The following is a 15748-nucleotide window of genomic DNA, read 5'->3' as shown; positions in this document are numbered from 1 at the left end:
TAACTGATTGAAAAAATATAAACAAATGGAAAAAGAACTTTTTGAACAATTAGAAGATATACTAGAGTTGAATCCGGGTACTGTATTATTAGCGGATGCTTTCAGAGAGTATGATAATTGGGATTCCATGGCTAATCTTTCTGTGATAGCCATGCTTGATGATTCCTTTGGGGTACATATTGCCTCTCAGGATTTTAAGAATTTGATTACCGTGGGTGATATGCTTAATGAAATCAAAAAAAGAATAGGATAAAAAACAGTTCTCGATACTGTCGACGCTCGGCATTATTTTGTGTGAAAGTAAGGGTCAAAAAAAGCTAATTCTTAAACGTAGGAAGTTAATTTTTATAACTCTTTATTATACCAAGTGCAATATACTATGAATTCACTTTTTAGTTTACACGGCAAAACGATTTTAGTAACTGGTGCATCTTCTGGTATTGGTCGTGCTATTGCTGTGCTTTGTGCGCAACAAGGGGCTACTGTAATCATGACCGCCAGAAATAAAGAACGCCTTGCCGAAACCCTACAATTACTTCCAAAAGGGAATCATCATTATCTTTCAACTGATTTAACATCAGAGGAAGAACTTAAAGAGTTGGTTCACCACCTACCTGTTTTAGATGGTATTATTTTGAATGCAGGAATGGTAAAAACGGTTCCTGTTCCATTTATAAAAAAAGAGGATTTAGAGTATATGTTTCACTTGACCTTGCACAGTTCCGTTATGTTAATCCAACAACTTTTGAAAAGTAAAAAGATAAAAACAGAAGCCTCTATTTGTTTTATATCTTCGGTAGCTTCTCAAAAAATAACAATTGGAAATTCTATTTATAGTGCTGCCAAAGGAGCTTTGAATTCGTTTGCTAAATCGTTAGCGCTTGAATTGGCTCCAAAACAAATTCGCGTAAACGCAATCTTACCCGGAATGATAGCTACAGGTATTTTAGATTCAGGAGTCGTTTCGGAAGAACAATTACAATTACATTTAAAAAACTATCCTCTAGGACGCTTTGGTAAACCAGAGGATGTTGCCGGTTTGAGCATATATTTGATGGCTGATGTGTCCAAATGGATGACAGGAAGTTTAGTAACAATAGATGGTGGCTATACCTTGAAATAGATTTATGAGAAACTTAGTTATTATTGGTGCTAGTGGTTTTGCCCGAGAAATGTACGATTTAGCCTTGGCTTGTTATGGTAATCAATCGGATTTTAGAATTAAAGGATTTTTAAGTGATAATCCATCCAATATCGAAGACCTTGGTTATCCTCCAGTTCTCAATACAGTAACTGATTATGAACCTGTTGATGGTGACGTTTTTTTCTGTGCCATAGGAAATTTATACCATCGAAAAAAAACGGTTGAAATTATCCTATCCAAAGGAGGAAAATTTATCAATTTAATACATCCTACGGCCATCATTTCACCAAGTGTAAAATTAGGAATAGGAGTTGGGATAAAATCATTTTGTGTATTGGCTAGTGATGTGACTGTTGAAGACTTTACCTTTCTACAAAGTTCCGTAATTATGGGTCATGATGTTCATATTGGAAGGTTTTGTCAAGTAAATTCGTTTTCGTTTTTCGCAGGTTATGTCAGAGTTCATGACATGGTTTCGGTGAATGCCGGAGTCAGAATTATACAAAATATAGTAGTAGAGGAGGAATCGGTTGTTGGTATTGGTAGTGTGGTGTTGCATCGCGTGCGGAAAAATACAACGGTGTTCGGAAATCCAGCCAAACGAATAGTATTATAGGTATTATAAGTACCCAACACGTTGGGTGAAATTAATAGAATTTAGATTTATAAAAAAAAATTTAACACATAGATACATAGAAAGCAAAGTGTGAAAAGAATTTATAGAAACTTTGTTTTACATAGCTAAGATTTCTGCACTAAAGTGGAACGTCTTTGTTTATACATCAAAACTATGTTCCTATGTGGTTGAAAAATAAAAAAAATGCATTATACCAAACGGCTTAAATAATCAATTTAAATATGTCTTTTTATCATTTTAATAACGTCAAAATTGCTGGAATGGCTTCGGCAGTACCACATAACAAATGTTCTATTGAACAATTGTTGCCTGCTTTTGATGCAAACAAAGTAAAAGACTATGGTGACAAGTTTGGTTTTCATCCAGTACGTCAAAGTGTAGATTTGCAAACCGCGTCTGACCTAGGTTTTGCCGCTGCCAGTCAACTACTCGAAAGTAAAAATACAAATAGAGATGAAATAGGTTTTATAATTTTCTTGACCAAAACACCTGATTATAGAAGCCCCGCTTCTGCTATTGTTTTGCAACACCGTTTACAACTTCCTATTGATTGTTTGGCGTATGATGTGAATTTGGGTGCTATTGGATTTATTGCAGGACTGCAATTGGGATGTTCATTGTTAAATGGCTTAAATACCTCAAAAGGATTGGTAATTATTGGAGATACCAATAGCAAACAAACCGACCCAGCTGATTTGTTTTCAAAACATCTTGGTGATGCTGCTACGGCACTACTTTTGGAAAAGCAAGACGGAATGTCCTCCATTAGTACTCAAGTATTTTCTCAAGGCAACGGTTATGATTCCTATATTATTCCAGGTGGCGCTTTTAGAACCAAAATGGATAGATCCAATTATGAACTCTCAAGTGTGCCTTCTGCAACTGATTTTAATAAGTTGATCTACGATTGGAATAGGATGCATACTTTTTTTTCAGAGACTATTCCAGCTGGAATTTTGGGTTTTATGAAAGAAACAAAAAGTCAAGTTTCTGAGTATGATGTAATCGCTTTTCAACAGTCAAATAATGACACGAATAAAAAAATAACCAATACTCTTGGAATGGAACGGAATATAGTACCATCAATTTTTAATAGTTTCGGAGATGTATCTGGTTCTTCAATTCCATTATTACTTGCACAAACAAAAATAGAAACAGGTAGTAAAAGAGTTTTATCTTGTGCATATGGAGAAGGCTATTCTTGGGGTTTTGCCGATTTTTTTATAGACAAAAATACTGTTCTCCCTTCAATTGAAACCGATGACTATTTTACAGAGGGCACTATAACACATGAAATTTAATCACTACAAACGATGTTAACAGGATTATTTCAAGATATTAAAATTTCAGGTTTATCAGTAGCAGTGCCTACAGAAAAAGTTCCTGTAGAAAACTTTAACGATGTATTTGGAGAAGAAAATGTATTCAAGTTTAAAGAAATGACGGGAGTACAATCTGTTTCAAGAGCAAAGCCAAATCAAACAGCATCCGATTTGGGTTATGAAGCAGCTGTTGATGTTTTTAAAAACTCAACTATAAGTAAAGACTCTATAGGAATACTAATTTTTGTGACCCAAAAGCCAGATTATAGAGTTCCTTCAACCGCTTTCGTACTTCATAAGCGTCTGGGGCTTTCTGAAAATTGCTTGTGTTTTGACTTGAACTTAGCTTGTTCTGGATTTATTTTTGGATTGCAAACCCTACTTTCATTATTGAAAAGTTCCACTTCAAATGCTGCTTTACTCATAACTGGGGATACTTCCGTAAAAACGTTATCGCCTCACGATAGAACCATGATTATGCTTTTTGGGGACAGTGGTTCAGCAACTTTAGTGGAAAAAGCCAAAACCAATTCAGAAATAAGACTTTCTTTCAGGACAGATGGTACCCGTTTCAAAAGTATAGTTACCCCTTCGGGAGGGTATAGAAATAGATATGCCCCAAAAGATAGAGTAGCATGGAGTGATGGAATTTTGCGTTCTGATTATGATACGCACATGAAAGGTATGGACGTTTTTGGGTTTTCTATTACCGATGTACCATTATTAATGAAGGATTTCATGGCAGCACAGCAAACCACACCAGAATATTATGATTTTTTTATTTTGCATCAAGCCAATAATTATATCCTAAAGCAATTAGCTAGAAAATTAAAAATCCCAATCGAAAAAATCCCTGTATCCTTGGATCGTTTTGGTAATAACAGCAGTAACTCCATTCCACTTGTATTGTCAGATCATTTTGGAAATGGAAATCATGGTTTTATAAAGATATTTATTTGCGGATTTGGAGCAGGGTTGTCTTTTGCTTGTGGTGATTTACTACTTGATACTGCGGTTATCAATCCATTAGTTGAAACCGATGCTTATTATAGTGAAGCCTATTAAGCAGGTTAGTTTGTTTTATAGTCCAAAAGAAGCTACTTTTGTCTAAAAGAAACTGTTAATACAATAAGAACTAATAATGAGTACCATAGAAAAATACAATGCAGTTTTCGCTTCTGTTTTTAATGTTAGTGAAACTATTTTGAATGATGATTTTAGTTCCGAATCGGTTGATAATTGGGATTCTATAACCCAATTAAGTTTAGTAACCGCCATGGAAGATACTTTTGATATCATGCTGGATCCAGAGGATATTTTAAATTTTAAATCCTATGCTGTGGGTAAGGAGATAGTAGCAAAATATGGTATAAATTTCTAATTCTTCGGGAATGAGTAGCAGACTTTTAGAAGGAAAAATTTGTTTAGTAACAGGCACCAGTCGAGGCATCGGAAAAGCTATTGTTGAAAGATATGCCGAAGAGGGTGCTATTGTTTTTGCCAATGCTCGAGAAGAATCTTCACTAGAGGAGTGGGCTGCTGCCTGTTCTGAAAAAAACAATACTACTGTCATTCCTATATATTTTGATATTACTAATGCATCGGCGTGCAAGGAGGCAATCTTAAAAATTAAGTCAGATTACGGAAGAATTGATGTTTTGGTCAATAATGCAGGAATGGTCACTTATGAATTATTGCCCATGATTGATTTTGACAAATTGAGAACTATGTTTGAAATCAATGTTATGGCTATGATTCAATTAGTTCAACTAGCGTCTCGTATGATGTCTCGTCAAAAAAGTGGTTCTATTATCAATATGGCAAGTATTGTAGGGGTTCAAGGTGTTAAAGGACAATTGGGGTATTCTGCTACTAAAGGTGCTGTGATTGCTTTAACAAAATCGGCTGCCAAGGAGTTAATAGAACACAATATTCGCGTCAATGCTATTGCACCAGGAATGGTGGGGACAGATCGATTTACCGCTGTTTTTGAAAAGAGTTTTAAAGAAAAAATGGCCAATATAGGGATAGGTCGATTAGCTTCCCCTAATGAAATTGCCGATGTTTGTGTGTTTTTAGGTTCCGATCTTTCCACTTATGTGACGGGTCAAATAATAGGAGTTGATGGTTCAACTTCATTTTAAATTAAATGCTAATGCTTCTTAAAGCAGAATTTATAGAAAAAAACACTAGTGCCTTTATAGATGTTGATGGGAACTTGTTGACTTATAAAGATTTATTTGAATTTTCAAAAGTATTCGCCCAAAAAATAAATAAGCGTACCCTAATTTTTATTCTATCCGAAAATACTTTTGGAGCTGTTGCAGGATATATAGCCTCTCTAGAAAATAAAATAGTTCCCTTATTGTTGAATTGCGCTACTGAAAAACAATTACGAGAAAATCTCATTGTGGTGTATCAACCCGAGTTTCTTTGGGTTCCAGAGCATATGACTTCATCCTTTGATTATGAAGTGGTATTCAAAGCTTATGGCTATGTACTTTTAAAAACGAATTTGCAATCTCCAGTTTTACACGATTCATTGTCGCTCTTATTGCCTACATCAGGCTCAACGGGGAGTCCCAAATTAGTGCGTCATAGTTATACCAATATTGAAGAAAATGCTAAAAATGTAGGTCAAGTTTTTGAAATAAAAGAAACAGATAGAGCTTTAGCCCTATTGCCTATGTATTATACCATGGGACTTTCAGTAATAACAAGTTATCTTGCTGCTGGTGCTACCGTTTTACTTTTTAATGGTAGTTTGACGGATGCTGTTTTTTGGAAATTTTTAAAAGAACAAAAAGCTACTGTTTTCACTGGGGTTCCTTATAGTTTTGAGATTATCTCTAAACTCCGTTTTACAAGAATGGAGTTACCCGATTTAAAAATCATATCACAAGGTGGTGGAAAATTAAGTCCTACAGTATTCAACGAATTTGCTGAATATGCTGAACGAACAGGTAAAAAATTTATTGCTACCTATGGACAAACAGAAGGAACAGCTCGAATGGCTTACCTGCCACCTGAGTTGGCTAAAACAAAAATTGGAAGCATTGGAAAAGCGATTCCGAACGGAAAACTATTTTTGATAGACGATCATGGAAATGAAATTCTAGATTCTGAAGTTGCGGGTGAAATGGTGTATAGTGGACCTAATGTTACTTTGGGTTATGCTAATATTGGAGATGATTTACAAAAAGGAGATGAACGAAATGGGGTATTACCAACAGGAGATATTGCCGTTAAAGACAAAGACGGATTTTTTTATATTGTAGGTAGAATTAGTCGTTTTTTAAAATTATATGGGGTTCGAATAGGATTAGATGAGCTAGAGCATCTAATTGTTCAAAATTTTGGTGTGGAGGCGGTCTGTACTGGTGATGATGAAAAAATGAAAATTTATGTCACTAATAAAGATATTCTAGAAGAGGTTGCCTCTTTTGTAATACACAAAACGAGTTTATACCATCAAGCTTTTGAAGTACGCTATATTTCAACTATTCCAAGAAATGATGTAGGTAAAATTAGTTATAATTTTGAATAACAAATCAATCCATTCTTTGTTGAATTTTTTATTTTATGATAGTACATCAGTTTGTTAATCCGCATCGTCTTTCCAATACCTATGTTTTAGAATTAGACTCTAATGAAGTAGTTTTAGTGGATGTTGGCAATTTTGACACTACCGATTTTATGAAATGGTTAGCCGAAAACAACAAAATGGTGACAAATGTTTTACTTACTCACGAACATGCCGATCATTGTTGCGGATTGGATGCTTTATATAAATCACATCCTTTTCAACTGCTTTGTACTTTGAAATGTGCAGAGAATATTAAAAGTAGTAGGCAAAATTTTTCCTATTATTTAGAGGATATTCCAACATTTGAAGTGGCATTAACTACCATTTCAACCATCCATGATTATGACACTAAAATTATTGGGGGACAACGGTTTACATTTATAGAAACGCCCGGCCACAGTCCGGGTGGAATGTGCATTTTAGCAGATGATTTTTTGTTTACAGGAGACACCATATTAAATGGAATTAAAGCTCCATTGACATTTCCTCATAGCAATAGAAAAGACTATCAAGTTTCTATTGAAAAGATTAAAGCTGTTTTAAAAAAAGGAATGACGATATTTCCCGGGCATGATAACTCTTTTAGCTTTCAAAAATTCGACAATCTTTTTGTGTAAATTGCATCCAATTAAAATAGTAAAGTAGTTATTTAAAAACATGTATAAAACCATCGTAAAACCAATAGTAGATTTTTTATTATCCCTAATGGGACTAGTCGTTCTTTTCCCGATACTATTAGTAATAACCCTTTTACTTTTTTTGGCTAACCATGGAAAGCCTTTTTTCTTCCAATCTCGACCGGGTAAAAACGGAAAGATTTTTAAAATAGTAAAGTTCAAAACCATGAATGACAAAAAAGATGGTGATGGAAAACTACTTCCTGATGCTCAGCGATTGACAGCTGTCGGTAAATTTGTTCGTAAGACATCATTAGATGAATTGCCTCAATTGATTAATGTAGTAAAAGGTGATATGAGTTTGATTGGACCAAGGCCATTGTTGACTCATTATTTACATTTGTATAGTGCATTTCAAAATCGCCGTCACGAAATAAAACCTGGTATTACAGGTTGGGCGCAAGTAAATGGTAGGAATGCCATTTCGTGGGATAAAAAATTTGAATACGATGTTTGGTATGTAGACCATATGTCTTTAGGGTTAGACATTAAAATACTATTCAAAACAATTATTAAAGTTTTTAAAAGTGATGGGATTACAGCTGCTAATGTGGCTACTACTGAACCATTTAGTGGGGAATGAGAATTTTGGTCTTTAGTAAGTTTTAAAGAGAAAGTGTAAGGAGTAATTTGTTTTTTACATCCCAGTTCTTTTTCACAAGTATAAAATCAGTAGTAATAAAGCACTACTCAAGCGCCTCTTTTTATACACTACTTGACGAAGAGTTAATCTTAAACGCAAACAACCCCGCCAAATAAAGTAGCAGGGTTGATTTACTAAGAATAAAGATTTAAACTACATCCAAAAGATGCAACACATTAAAAGAATTGTTCTTTAAAGGATACTGTTCTCCATTTATCTCTTGAAAGAACTCAATCAAAATAAAAAACAATTGACTGCCCGCTCCAACAGGAATTTCCTCTGGAGTTAATGTTAAGGTGGTCACGCCAGTGCCAATTGGAAAATTTTCCTTGTTGCTATACCGCGTCTGATACGATAAATCATCAAAATCAACTACACTCATGGCACCGCTGATGCTAACATGAGTAGCGCCTTCGGGTAGCGACAAATGGATGCTAGGATTAAAATTAACCAATGTCACAATGCCAGTTGCCGTATCCAAAGATACTTCTCCACGAAAAACCGTTCTGAACCGTGAACCATTGTTAAAATCAAATCCCTTTAGGGCTTTTTTCCCTTCCAAACTTTGAATACCAATACTTACATTCCGTTCCCCACGTGGAGAAACTAAATCCAAGTTTTTAATAATACTCATAGTTTGTGACAAGCGACTGCTGACCCTATAATCCTTAGCCAACTGTAACATTCCAACTGCCGAATTCCGAATCAACTGACTCATTTTCGCGTTGTGACCAAACTCAACCCCATTTTCACGAGTACGCTGAAAAGCGGGGTCAGTTTTCATTCTTTTTTTGGAGATACCTCCCTTAGCACGAACAAGCTGTCCGTCTTTACTGCGATAAAAGGTCATTCCTTTTACCGTTCCTTGAATCTCTACGACTCCGTCTACTTTAGCCATTGCTTATAGTATTTAAAATTAATATTGACCAAATGTAGCGGAGTTTTCAAAGCCATATTTTTTTTGGTGCAGCCAATACTCTTATATACAAGTATTTACATAAAAATACCTGCAAATAGTAGTGATTGCAACAACGGACAGATTTGGACATAAAAGTGCATAAAAATGCAGTGGAATAGTTAAAAAATAGTACAAAAACCAACAGCAATCCCAGCAATAGTCTAAGAATAATAGACCCATCCTAGGGGATACTTACGGGATACTTACGGGGCAATGATGCCATTCAAGATTGTATGATACTTATTTACAATAACTATCAAACGCCAAAGCCAGCAAAAAAATCAAAGAAATAAGAATTCAACCATGTAAGTTATTATTAATCCCTATAAACTATTGCATCTAGTAGGGTTAAAATCTATCCCTTTTACATTTCTATACAAAAAAAGCACAACAGATACACTGCCAATTACTTACGTCTTTATAAAGAAATCTATTCATTTGTTTTCTCAATATTTTGTAATATATTGCTCTCTTAAATTCACCACCAATGGCAAAACTAACTGAGGAAGATAAAGCGTTAAAACAAAAATGGCTTGATCAGATAGCAATACAAACCGTTGAAGATAGATTAGAGCAAATAAACTTAGAAACAGACAATACACAAGAATGCTTTAATTTATTTTTAAGAAATAAATTGTTTGTCAAGTACATCGATAAATCCCTGTTTTATGATTTTTCAATGTACATTGATAGCATACAAAGAGCTATAGCTAATGCTCGTTATTTATTCATTGATACTAAAATTGTTCATATAGATTGGAGTGGTTTTGTAATAGAAGAAATCAATGAAGTGTATAGTTTTATTGATTACGAGGTTGAAGGTAGCATCATACATAGTAAAGGAAAAAAATACTTATCTTTTTTAAAAGCTAACGAAGCTAGATATTTAACATTAGATAGGCTACAAACTATTTTACACTCTAAGAGTAAAAATAGTTTAAAAGACTTTTTTTCGAACAAACTAAAAAAGGGTTTTATCAATTTAGTTGAATTAGATAAACAACATGGATCATTATTTAATTACTTAGACAGTATTTATAACTATAATCTTGTCAATAATCGTACTATAAATATATTAGACAAACATAGAGAAGCAATTGAATCTGCCTTTGATTTTGAAGGGTATAAAAACCCAATTAGGTTACTAGAGTTTCCAGCTGAGAAATTGAAATTCCAAAAACTATTAAAAACATGGTTCTTGGAACAATTAGAGTATAGAACAAAAGTGTTGGAATGGAAAACAATTCCTGTTGAATACCAATTTCTATATGATTATGCATTAAGTCTAGTCCCAACAATAGAGGAACGCAAACCAAAACAAATCAAGCAAGAAGTACTGTTGCAACATCCAGAGCCAGAGTATCCCAAACACATTTTTAAAGACGCACAGAGTTTCGAACTCTTCAACTTCTTAATGCAATACTACAAAACACCAAATACTATTAGTTTTTTATACAGAATAATGGCTGAAATAGAAAACCCCAATCGCATACTGGTAAAAGACACTCCTTTCAGAGAATGGTTTAACAAACAAAACTTTGAAATTACATTAGAAACTCATACCAAAACCTACTTGGGAGCTAAAAATCAAGATAGAATTATAACGTATGCTATTGCTAAAAAGTTAATAATCAAGGAGTAATAAATCAAGAGAGTAAACTCTTCAAAAACTGAGAGCAAACTCTTCAATTTCAAAAACAAAAATATGTGTTCCTTGTTATAATTTTGAACCATAAAATCGCCAGTATAGAGCTTTATAAAGGCAGAAAGAAATTCAAAATGAGTATAGCAAGAAGAGTAATTAAAGCAAAAGATATTCAATACTTCTTTGGAAAAGGAGAGCGGATGAGTTTCAAGATGCTACAACAAATGAGATTCGATTTGAGTAAAAAAAAGCACCAACCCATAACAATAAGTGATTTTTGTAGCTATTACAAGGTAAACGAAATAGAAGTAATCCAATCAATTGAGGTGGCACAAGAAATAGAGAAAAAAGAGAACGTAAAAATAAAAATAAACCAAAATAAAGGAATAAGTAATCCAATGCCAACACCATCAAGTACTCCAGAAAATATTAAACAAGAGACCTATTTTTTTGGCAAAAAGACCAATTGATAACGCTAAAGGAAAATAATTTAGTAAATTGAACGGTAATAATTTACATTTGTGATTAAAATAACGAATACAACGGGTTAATAAAACTTACGTTTATATTTTTTAAAATTAAGAATGACACAATCAAAAATATGGTTATCCTCCCCTCACATGGGTGGAACCGAACAAAAGTATGTTAAAGAGGCCTTTGATACCAATTGGGTAGCACCTCTAGGACCTAATGTCACTGGGTTTGAACACGATTTAGAAAACTATCTCAATAACAATGTATCTGTAGCGGCCCTGAGTTCTGGAACAGCGGCAATACATTTAGGGTTAGTGTTATTAGGCGTTCAGCAAGGTGACGAAGTGATTTGTCAAAGTTTTACTTTTTCAGCTTCAGCCAATCCGATACTTTATCTTGGTGCCACACCTATTTTTATTGATAGTGAGTTGGATACTTGGAATATGTGCCCTATGGCCCTTGAAGAGGCCATCTTGGATTGCATTTCAAAAGGAAAGAAACCCAAAGCCATTATAGGTGTTCATCTCTACGGAATGCCGTTTAAGGTGGATGAAATTAAAGCGGTCGCTCATCGGTATGAAATCCCTTTATTGGAAGATAGTGCTGAGGCACTTGGAAGTAGCTATAAAGGACAAAAGTGCGGGACATTTGGCGATATTAGCGTTTTATCCTTCAATGGGAATAAAATAATCACTACTTCGGGTGGTGGCGCTTTAGTAACTCATGATCAAGCCGTGAAAGAGAAAGCCGTTTTTTTGGCTACCCAAGCCAGAGATACTGCTCCTCATTATCAGCATTCTGAAATAGGGTATAATTACCGGTTGAGTAATATTTGTGCGGGTATAGGAAGAGGGCAAATGGAAGTTTTGGATGCTCATGTTGGGTTGAGAAGAGACATGCATCAGTTTTATGTTGACTTCTTTACCAAAATAGACGGAATCACTGTTTTTAGCGAACCTACTGCTGATTATTTCTCCAACCATTGGTTGACTGCTATTATCATACATCCCGATGCTTTGGGAGGAAAGACTAGAGAAGATTTGAGATTGTTTTTGGAGCATGAAAATATTGAATCTCGACCCTTATGGAAACCAATGCATTTACAGCCTGTTTTTGAATCCTATCCTTATTATGGTGGTACGATAGCAGAACATCTTTTTGACAATGGATTGTGTTTGCCTTCGGGGTCTAATATGACTGCGTTGGAAAAAACTAGAATAGCAGATGCACTTGAGCGATTTATAAATGGCTAAACACAGATTTCACTGATTGTCACATATTGGTTAAATTGTATTGTTTTTCACCATATAAGGCATGTAAGTTCATTTATGGTTGAACACAGATTTTTCTGATTGTTACAGGTTAGTTAATTAGTATTGTTTTCACCATATAAGGCATATAAGTTCATTTAAGGTTGAACGCAGATTTTACTTATTTTCACAGATTGGTTAAGTATTATTTTTTACCATATAAGGCATGTAAGTTCATTTCAGTTTAACCCGATTGTCGTAATTAGTTTTTAAAAATTACTTCAACGGGTTAATTTACATATTCAAAAATACTTATTTGGTGTTTTTATTTATATAATAAATCCTATTTCTGTTTTATTATGTATTTATTTTGTTGTTGTTTATCGTAATAATTTAAAATACTAATTGATTTATATTATTTTAGCTTAAATTTACCCGTTATAATATTATCGCCTGCGTATGTCTGTTTTTAAGAGTATGAAATGGTTCTTGCTCAGCAAAAGGTTCCAGAATATTGGCTATTTGCCACGTTGGATTATTTTTGCTATTGATGTTTTCATTGTTAGTACAGCTTGTTTAGTTACTTACATTATTCTTAGTAGCTTAAATGTAATTATACATGATGTTTTAAGTTTACCTGCTCAACTGGGTATTATCATACTTATAAACGCTTTATTCTTCATTTTTTTTAGAACCTATAGTGGAATCATTAGGCACTCTACTTTTATAGATGGCGTGAAGTTGTTAATAGCCACATCGGCCTCTTATGTTACTTTAATGGGGATTAATTATGCTTTTTTAATTGCCTTTAATTTAAAGTTATTTCTATCTACGGGATTGTTTATCACCTATGTTATTTCTTTTCTCCAATTATTTTTATTTCGAATTTTAGTAAAAAATATTTTTGAGCGCTACTTGCAAGTTAGCGATACCAAAAAATTAGTTAGAGCTGTAATTTATGGTGCTGACTCCAATGCCATTTCTGTAGCGAATGCGCTAAAAACAGAGAAGCCTTCCCGATTTTTAGTAGTGGCTTTTGTGGATAAATTTCAATCTGTAAAGACCTCTAAGAGTATATTGGATTTACCTATAATTAATAAAACTAAGGATATTCATGTTATCATGAGATCAGTCAATGCGGAAGCATTGATTATCGCTGAAAAAAGTTTAACGAAAGAGGAAACCATTACTTTGGTAGAGGAATGTTTGGAGTATAATTTCAAGGTTTTTACTGTTCCTTTAATCACCGACTGGGAGGATAAAAAGGAAATTTCCAATCGTTTACAGCATTTTGCTATAGAAGATTTGTTGCATAGAAAACCAATAGTATTGGATACAAAATCCATATCTTCTCAATTACAAAATAAAACCATCTTAATTACCGGTGGCGCTGGTTCTATTGGGAGTGAAATTGTAAGACAAATTATTGCCTTTAATCCCTATAAAATTGTTATACTGGATCAAGCCGAGTCACCCTTACATAGTTTACAACTTGAGATTTTGGATGTTCTCCGTCAATCTGAAGAGTCGGAAAAAGAGAGTAGTAGTAAGGTTAAAATTAAAACCATTCTAGCTGATATTAAAGATTTCAATACACTTGAAAGCGTTTTTAATCGTTACAAACCTCATTTTGTATTTCATGCTGCTGCTTACAAGCATGTTCCTATTATGGAAGAATATCCGTCTCAAGCCATTTTCACTAATGTTATAGGAACCAAGAATTTGGCTGATTTGTCACATAAATATTTAGTTGAAAAGTTTGTATTGATTTCTACGGATAAAGCTGTTAATCCGAGTAGTATCATGGGTGCTAGTAAGCGTATAGCTGAAAAATATGTTCAATCCTTGAATTTCCATTTGGCACAAACCAAAAAGAGTGTGCCTACCAAATATATCACTACACGATTTGGTAATGTTTTAGGTTCCAATGGTTCTATAGTTCCTTTGTTTACTAAGCAAATACAAGAAGGAGGACCTATAACTATAACTCACCCTGAGATTATTCGGTATTTTATGACCATACCAGAAGCTTGTCAACTAGTGTTAGAAGCGGGTGCAATGGGTGCAGGAGGAGAAATTTTTATTTTTGATATGGGTGATCCTGTTAAAATTATCGATTTGGCTAAGAAAATGATTCGATTGGCTGGTTTTACTCCCGACAATGAAATTAAAATAAAAATTATTGGACTGCGACCTGGTGAAAAACTATATGAAGAGTTGTTGCACGACACCTCTAAGACATTGCCGACACATAATACTAAGATTATGATTGCTCAGGATCGTTTTGAGCATTATCATGATTTAGTTGACTCCGTTTCTGAATTGATTGAAACAGCACTTCACCATTCCAATGAAGAAGTAGTCGAAAAAATGAAAAAAATAGTCCCTGAATTTAAAAGTATGAATTCGGTTTTTGAGTCTCTTGATCGATAGTGTTAATTGTTAAGTTCTTAAGTTTCGGGATAGTTTTTAAGTTTTACAGAAAAAATACTATATTTAACTAAGCACACGTTTTAAAAAATTGTTTTTGAATATAATAATTTCGAACGGTTATATAATTAAGGGTCTGTTTTATAAATTTCTTTTTCAACTTATTATTTCTCCAAAAATATTCTACATTTGCTATTCTAAATAAATTATATGAGTTTCAGAGTTTTTACTAAAATCGGTTTTCTTCTTGTAGTACTGTTTTTTACCTCTTGTGCTTCCAAAAAAAATGTTGTTTATCTTCAAAACATTGATACTATAGGAAATTCTAATGCGACAGTAAATTACGAAACTCGTTTACAAAATGACGATTTGTTAAGTATTATTGTTTCCGCTGACCAGCCAGAAGCAACTTTACCTTTTAATATGCCTCAAATTCAAGGTAATTATCAAATTAATGAAAATCAAGATGGAATAAAAACCTATCTAATTGATGCGGAAGGGAATATTGATTTTCCTGTAGTTGGTAAAGTAAAGTTAGGTGGTCTCACAAGAGCTGAAGCTATCAACAAATTAACCAGTATGATTAAAGAATACATCACTAATCCTCAGATTAATTTAAGGATTCTAAATTATAAAATATCAGTTTTAGGCGAAGTGGTTAGGCCTGGTAGTTTTAAAATTACTGGTGAACGAATTACATTGCTGGAGGCCATTAGTATGGCGGGTGATTTAACCATATACGGAAATCGCGGAAATATTCTTGTGATAAGAGAAGTAAATGGGACTAAAACATACACTCGTATTGATGTTACCAAAGCTGATTTTATGAATTCTTCTTTTTATTATCTAACACAAAACGATATTGTTGTTGTTGAACCTAATCAGACCAAAGTCAATTCCTCTGTCATTGGTCCTGATGTAGCAACGGCTCTTACTGCTTTAACACTATTAACTACAGTATTATTACTCTTTATTAAATAAA

Annotated in this window: 16 protein-coding genes; 15 read left to right on the top strand and 1 reads right to left on the bottom strand. The window is 33.8% G+C overall.

Translation table 11 applies throughout. From position 1 onward, the window contains the following. Positions 1-25 precede the first annotated feature (25 nt). From ACSVH2_RS09855 to ACSVH2_RS09810, 10 genes are all read left to right on the top strand, one after another. A complete protein-coding gene (locus tag ACSVH2_RS09855; protein WP_438093001.1) occupies positions 26-253 on the top strand; it encodes an acyl carrier protein in 228 nt (75 codons plus the stop codon). 126 nt (positions 254-379) lie between these two features. Beyond that, a complete protein-coding gene (locus ACSVH2_RS09850) occupies positions 380-1123 on the top strand; it encodes an SDR family NAD(P)-dependent oxidoreductase (RefSeq protein WP_438093000.1) in 744 nt (247 codons plus the stop codon). Positions 1124-1127: 4 nt separating this feature from the next. Further along, a complete protein-coding gene (locus ACSVH2_RS09845) occupies positions 1128-1760 on the top strand; it encodes a NeuD/PglB/VioB family sugar acetyltransferase (RefSeq protein ID WP_438092999.1) in 633 nt (210 codons plus the stop codon). A gap of 242 nt (positions 1761-2002) precedes the next feature. Beyond that, a complete protein-coding gene (locus tag ACSVH2_RS09840; protein ID WP_438092998.1) occupies positions 2003-3082 on the top strand; it encodes a 3-oxoacyl-[acyl-carrier-protein] synthase III C-terminal domain-containing protein in 1080 nt (359 codons plus the stop codon). A gap of 12 nt (positions 3083-3094) precedes the next feature. Then, a complete protein-coding gene (locus tag ACSVH2_RS09835; RefSeq protein ID WP_438092997.1) occupies positions 3095-4168 on the top strand; it encodes a 3-oxoacyl-ACP synthase III family protein in 1074 nt (357 codons plus the stop codon). 76 nt (positions 4169-4244) lie between these two features. Continuing rightward, positions 4245-4484 (top strand): acyl carrier protein, encoded by a 240-nt coding sequence (locus tag ACSVH2_RS09830; protein ID WP_438092996.1) that lies wholly within the window; start codon positions 4245-4247, stop codon positions 4482-4484. Positions 4485-4494: 10 nt separating this feature from the next. After that, positions 4495-5247: an SDR family NAD(P)-dependent oxidoreductase gene (locus ACSVH2_RS09825; RefSeq protein WP_438092995.1), complete on the top strand. Its 753-nt coding sequence runs from the start codon at positions 4495-4497 to the stop codon at positions 5245-5247. A gap of 11 nt (positions 5248-5258) precedes the next feature. Beyond that, positions 5259-6650, top strand: coding sequence for an AMP-binding protein (locus tag ACSVH2_RS09820; protein WP_438092994.1), 1392 nt, complete (start codon positions 5259-5261; stop codon positions 6648-6650). 35 nt (positions 6651-6685) lie between these two features. Beyond that, complete coding sequence (locus ACSVH2_RS09815) at positions 6686-7306, top strand: MBL fold metallo-hydrolase (protein WP_438092993.1); 621 nt, start codon at positions 6686-6688, stop codon at positions 7304-7306. Positions 7307-7346: 40 nt separating this feature from the next. Further along, positions 7347-7949, top strand: a complete 603-nt coding sequence (locus ACSVH2_RS09810) for a sugar transferase (protein WP_438092992.1) — start codon at positions 7347-7349, stop codon at positions 7947-7949. 208 nt (positions 7950-8157) lie between these two features. Here ACSVH2_RS09810 and ACSVH2_RS09805 read toward each other — a convergent pair whose 3' ends face one another. Then, a complete protein-coding gene (locus tag ACSVH2_RS09805) occupies positions 8158-8907 on the bottom strand; it encodes a hypothetical protein (RefSeq protein WP_438092991.1) in 750 nt (249 codons plus the stop codon). A gap of 547 nt (positions 8908-9454) precedes the next feature. Here ACSVH2_RS09805 and ACSVH2_RS09800 point away from each other — a divergent pair. The 5 genes from ACSVH2_RS09800 to ACSVH2_RS09780 all read left to right on the top strand — a co-directional run bounded on the left by ACSVH2_RS09800 (position 9455) and on the right by ACSVH2_RS09780 (position 15747). Further along, positions 9455-10609, top strand: a complete 1155-nt coding sequence (locus tag ACSVH2_RS09800) for a hypothetical protein (protein ID WP_438092990.1) — start codon at positions 9455-9457, stop codon at positions 10607-10609. 83 nt (positions 10610-10692) lie between these two features. Next, positions 10693-11082: a hypothetical protein gene (locus tag ACSVH2_RS09795; protein WP_438092989.1), complete on the top strand. Its 390-nt coding sequence runs from the start codon at positions 10693-10695 to the stop codon at positions 11080-11082. Between the two features lie 114 nt (positions 11083-11196). After that, on the top strand, positions 11197-12339 hold the full coding sequence (locus ACSVH2_RS09790) for a DegT/DnrJ/EryC1/StrS family aminotransferase (RefSeq protein WP_438092988.1): 1143 nt from the start codon (positions 11197-11199) through the stop codon (positions 12337-12339). 474 nt (positions 12340-12813) lie between these two features. Then, a complete protein-coding gene (locus ACSVH2_RS09785; protein ID WP_438092987.1) occupies positions 12814-14769 on the top strand; it encodes a polysaccharide biosynthesis protein in 1956 nt (651 codons plus the stop codon). 207 nt (positions 14770-14976) lie between these two features. Beyond that, complete coding sequence (locus ACSVH2_RS09780) at positions 14977-15747, top strand: polysaccharide biosynthesis/export family protein (protein ID WP_438092986.1); 771 nt, start codon at positions 14977-14979, stop codon at positions 15745-15747. Position 15748: the final 1 nt, after the last annotated feature.

Origin of the sequence: Flavobacterium sp. RSB2_4_14 (genome assembly GCF_051547085.1) — a bacterium.
Lineage (GTDB): Bacteria > Bacteroidota > Bacteroidia > Flavobacteriales > Flavobacteriaceae > Flavobacterium.
The sequence above is the reverse complement of the archived record's forward strand: the minus strand, read 5'-3'. Positions and strand labels throughout refer to the sequence as shown.

What these genes read in the sequence shown, in the direction of transcription:
- ACSVH2_RS09855 (WP_438093001.1), top strand. Translation starts at nt 26, where the DNA reads ATGGAAAAAGAACTTTTTGAACAATTAGAAGATATACTAGAGTTGAAT.
- ACSVH2_RS09850 (WP_438093000.1), top strand. Translation starts at nt 380, where the DNA reads ATGAATTCACTTTTTAGTTTACACGGCAAAACGATTTTAGTAACTGGT.
- ACSVH2_RS09845 (WP_438092999.1), top strand. Translation starts at nt 1,128, where the DNA reads ATGAGAAACTTAGTTATTATTGGTGCTAGTGGTTTTGCCCGAGAAATG.
- ACSVH2_RS09840 (WP_438092998.1), top strand. Translation starts at nt 2,003, where the DNA reads ATGTCTTTTTATCATTTTAATAACGTCAAAATTGCTGGAATGGCTTCG.
- ACSVH2_RS09835 (WP_438092997.1), top strand. Translation starts at nt 3,095, where the DNA reads ATGTTAACAGGATTATTTCAAGATATTAAAATTTCAGGTTTATCAGTA.
- ACSVH2_RS09830 (WP_438092996.1), top strand. Translation starts at nt 4,245, where the DNA reads ATGAGTACCATAGAAAAATACAATGCAGTTTTCGCTTCTGTTTTTAAT.
- ACSVH2_RS09825 (WP_438092995.1), top strand. Translation starts at nt 4,495, where the DNA reads ATGAGTAGCAGACTTTTAGAAGGAAAAATTTGTTTAGTAACAGGCACC.
- ACSVH2_RS09820 (WP_438092994.1), top strand. Translation starts at nt 5,259, where the DNA reads ATGCTTCTTAAAGCAGAATTTATAGAAAAAAACACTAGTGCCTTTATA.
- ACSVH2_RS09815 (WP_438092993.1), top strand. Translation starts at nt 6,686, where the DNA reads ATGATAGTACATCAGTTTGTTAATCCGCATCGTCTTTCCAATACCTAT.
- ACSVH2_RS09810 (WP_438092992.1), top strand. Translation starts at nt 7,347, where the DNA reads ATGTATAAAACCATCGTAAAACCAATAGTAGATTTTTTATTATCCCTA.
- ACSVH2_RS09805 (WP_438092991.1), bottom strand. Translation starts at nt 8,907, where the DNA reads ATGGCTAAAGTAGACGGAGTCGTAGAGATTCAAGGAACGGTAAAAGGA.
- ACSVH2_RS09800 (WP_438092990.1), top strand. Translation starts at nt 9,455, where the DNA reads ATGGCAAAACTAACTGAGGAAGATAAAGCGTTAAAACAAAAATGGCTT.
- ACSVH2_RS09790 (WP_438092988.1), top strand. Translation starts at nt 11,197, where the DNA reads ATGACACAATCAAAAATATGGTTATCCTCCCCTCACATGGGTGGAACC.
- ACSVH2_RS09785 (WP_438092987.1), top strand. Translation starts at nt 12,814, where the DNA reads ATGAAATGGTTCTTGCTCAGCAAAAGGTTCCAGAATATTGGCTATTTG.
- ACSVH2_RS09780 (WP_438092986.1), top strand. Translation starts at nt 14,977, where the DNA reads ATGAGTTTCAGAGTTTTTACTAAAATCGGTTTTCTTCTTGTAGTACTG.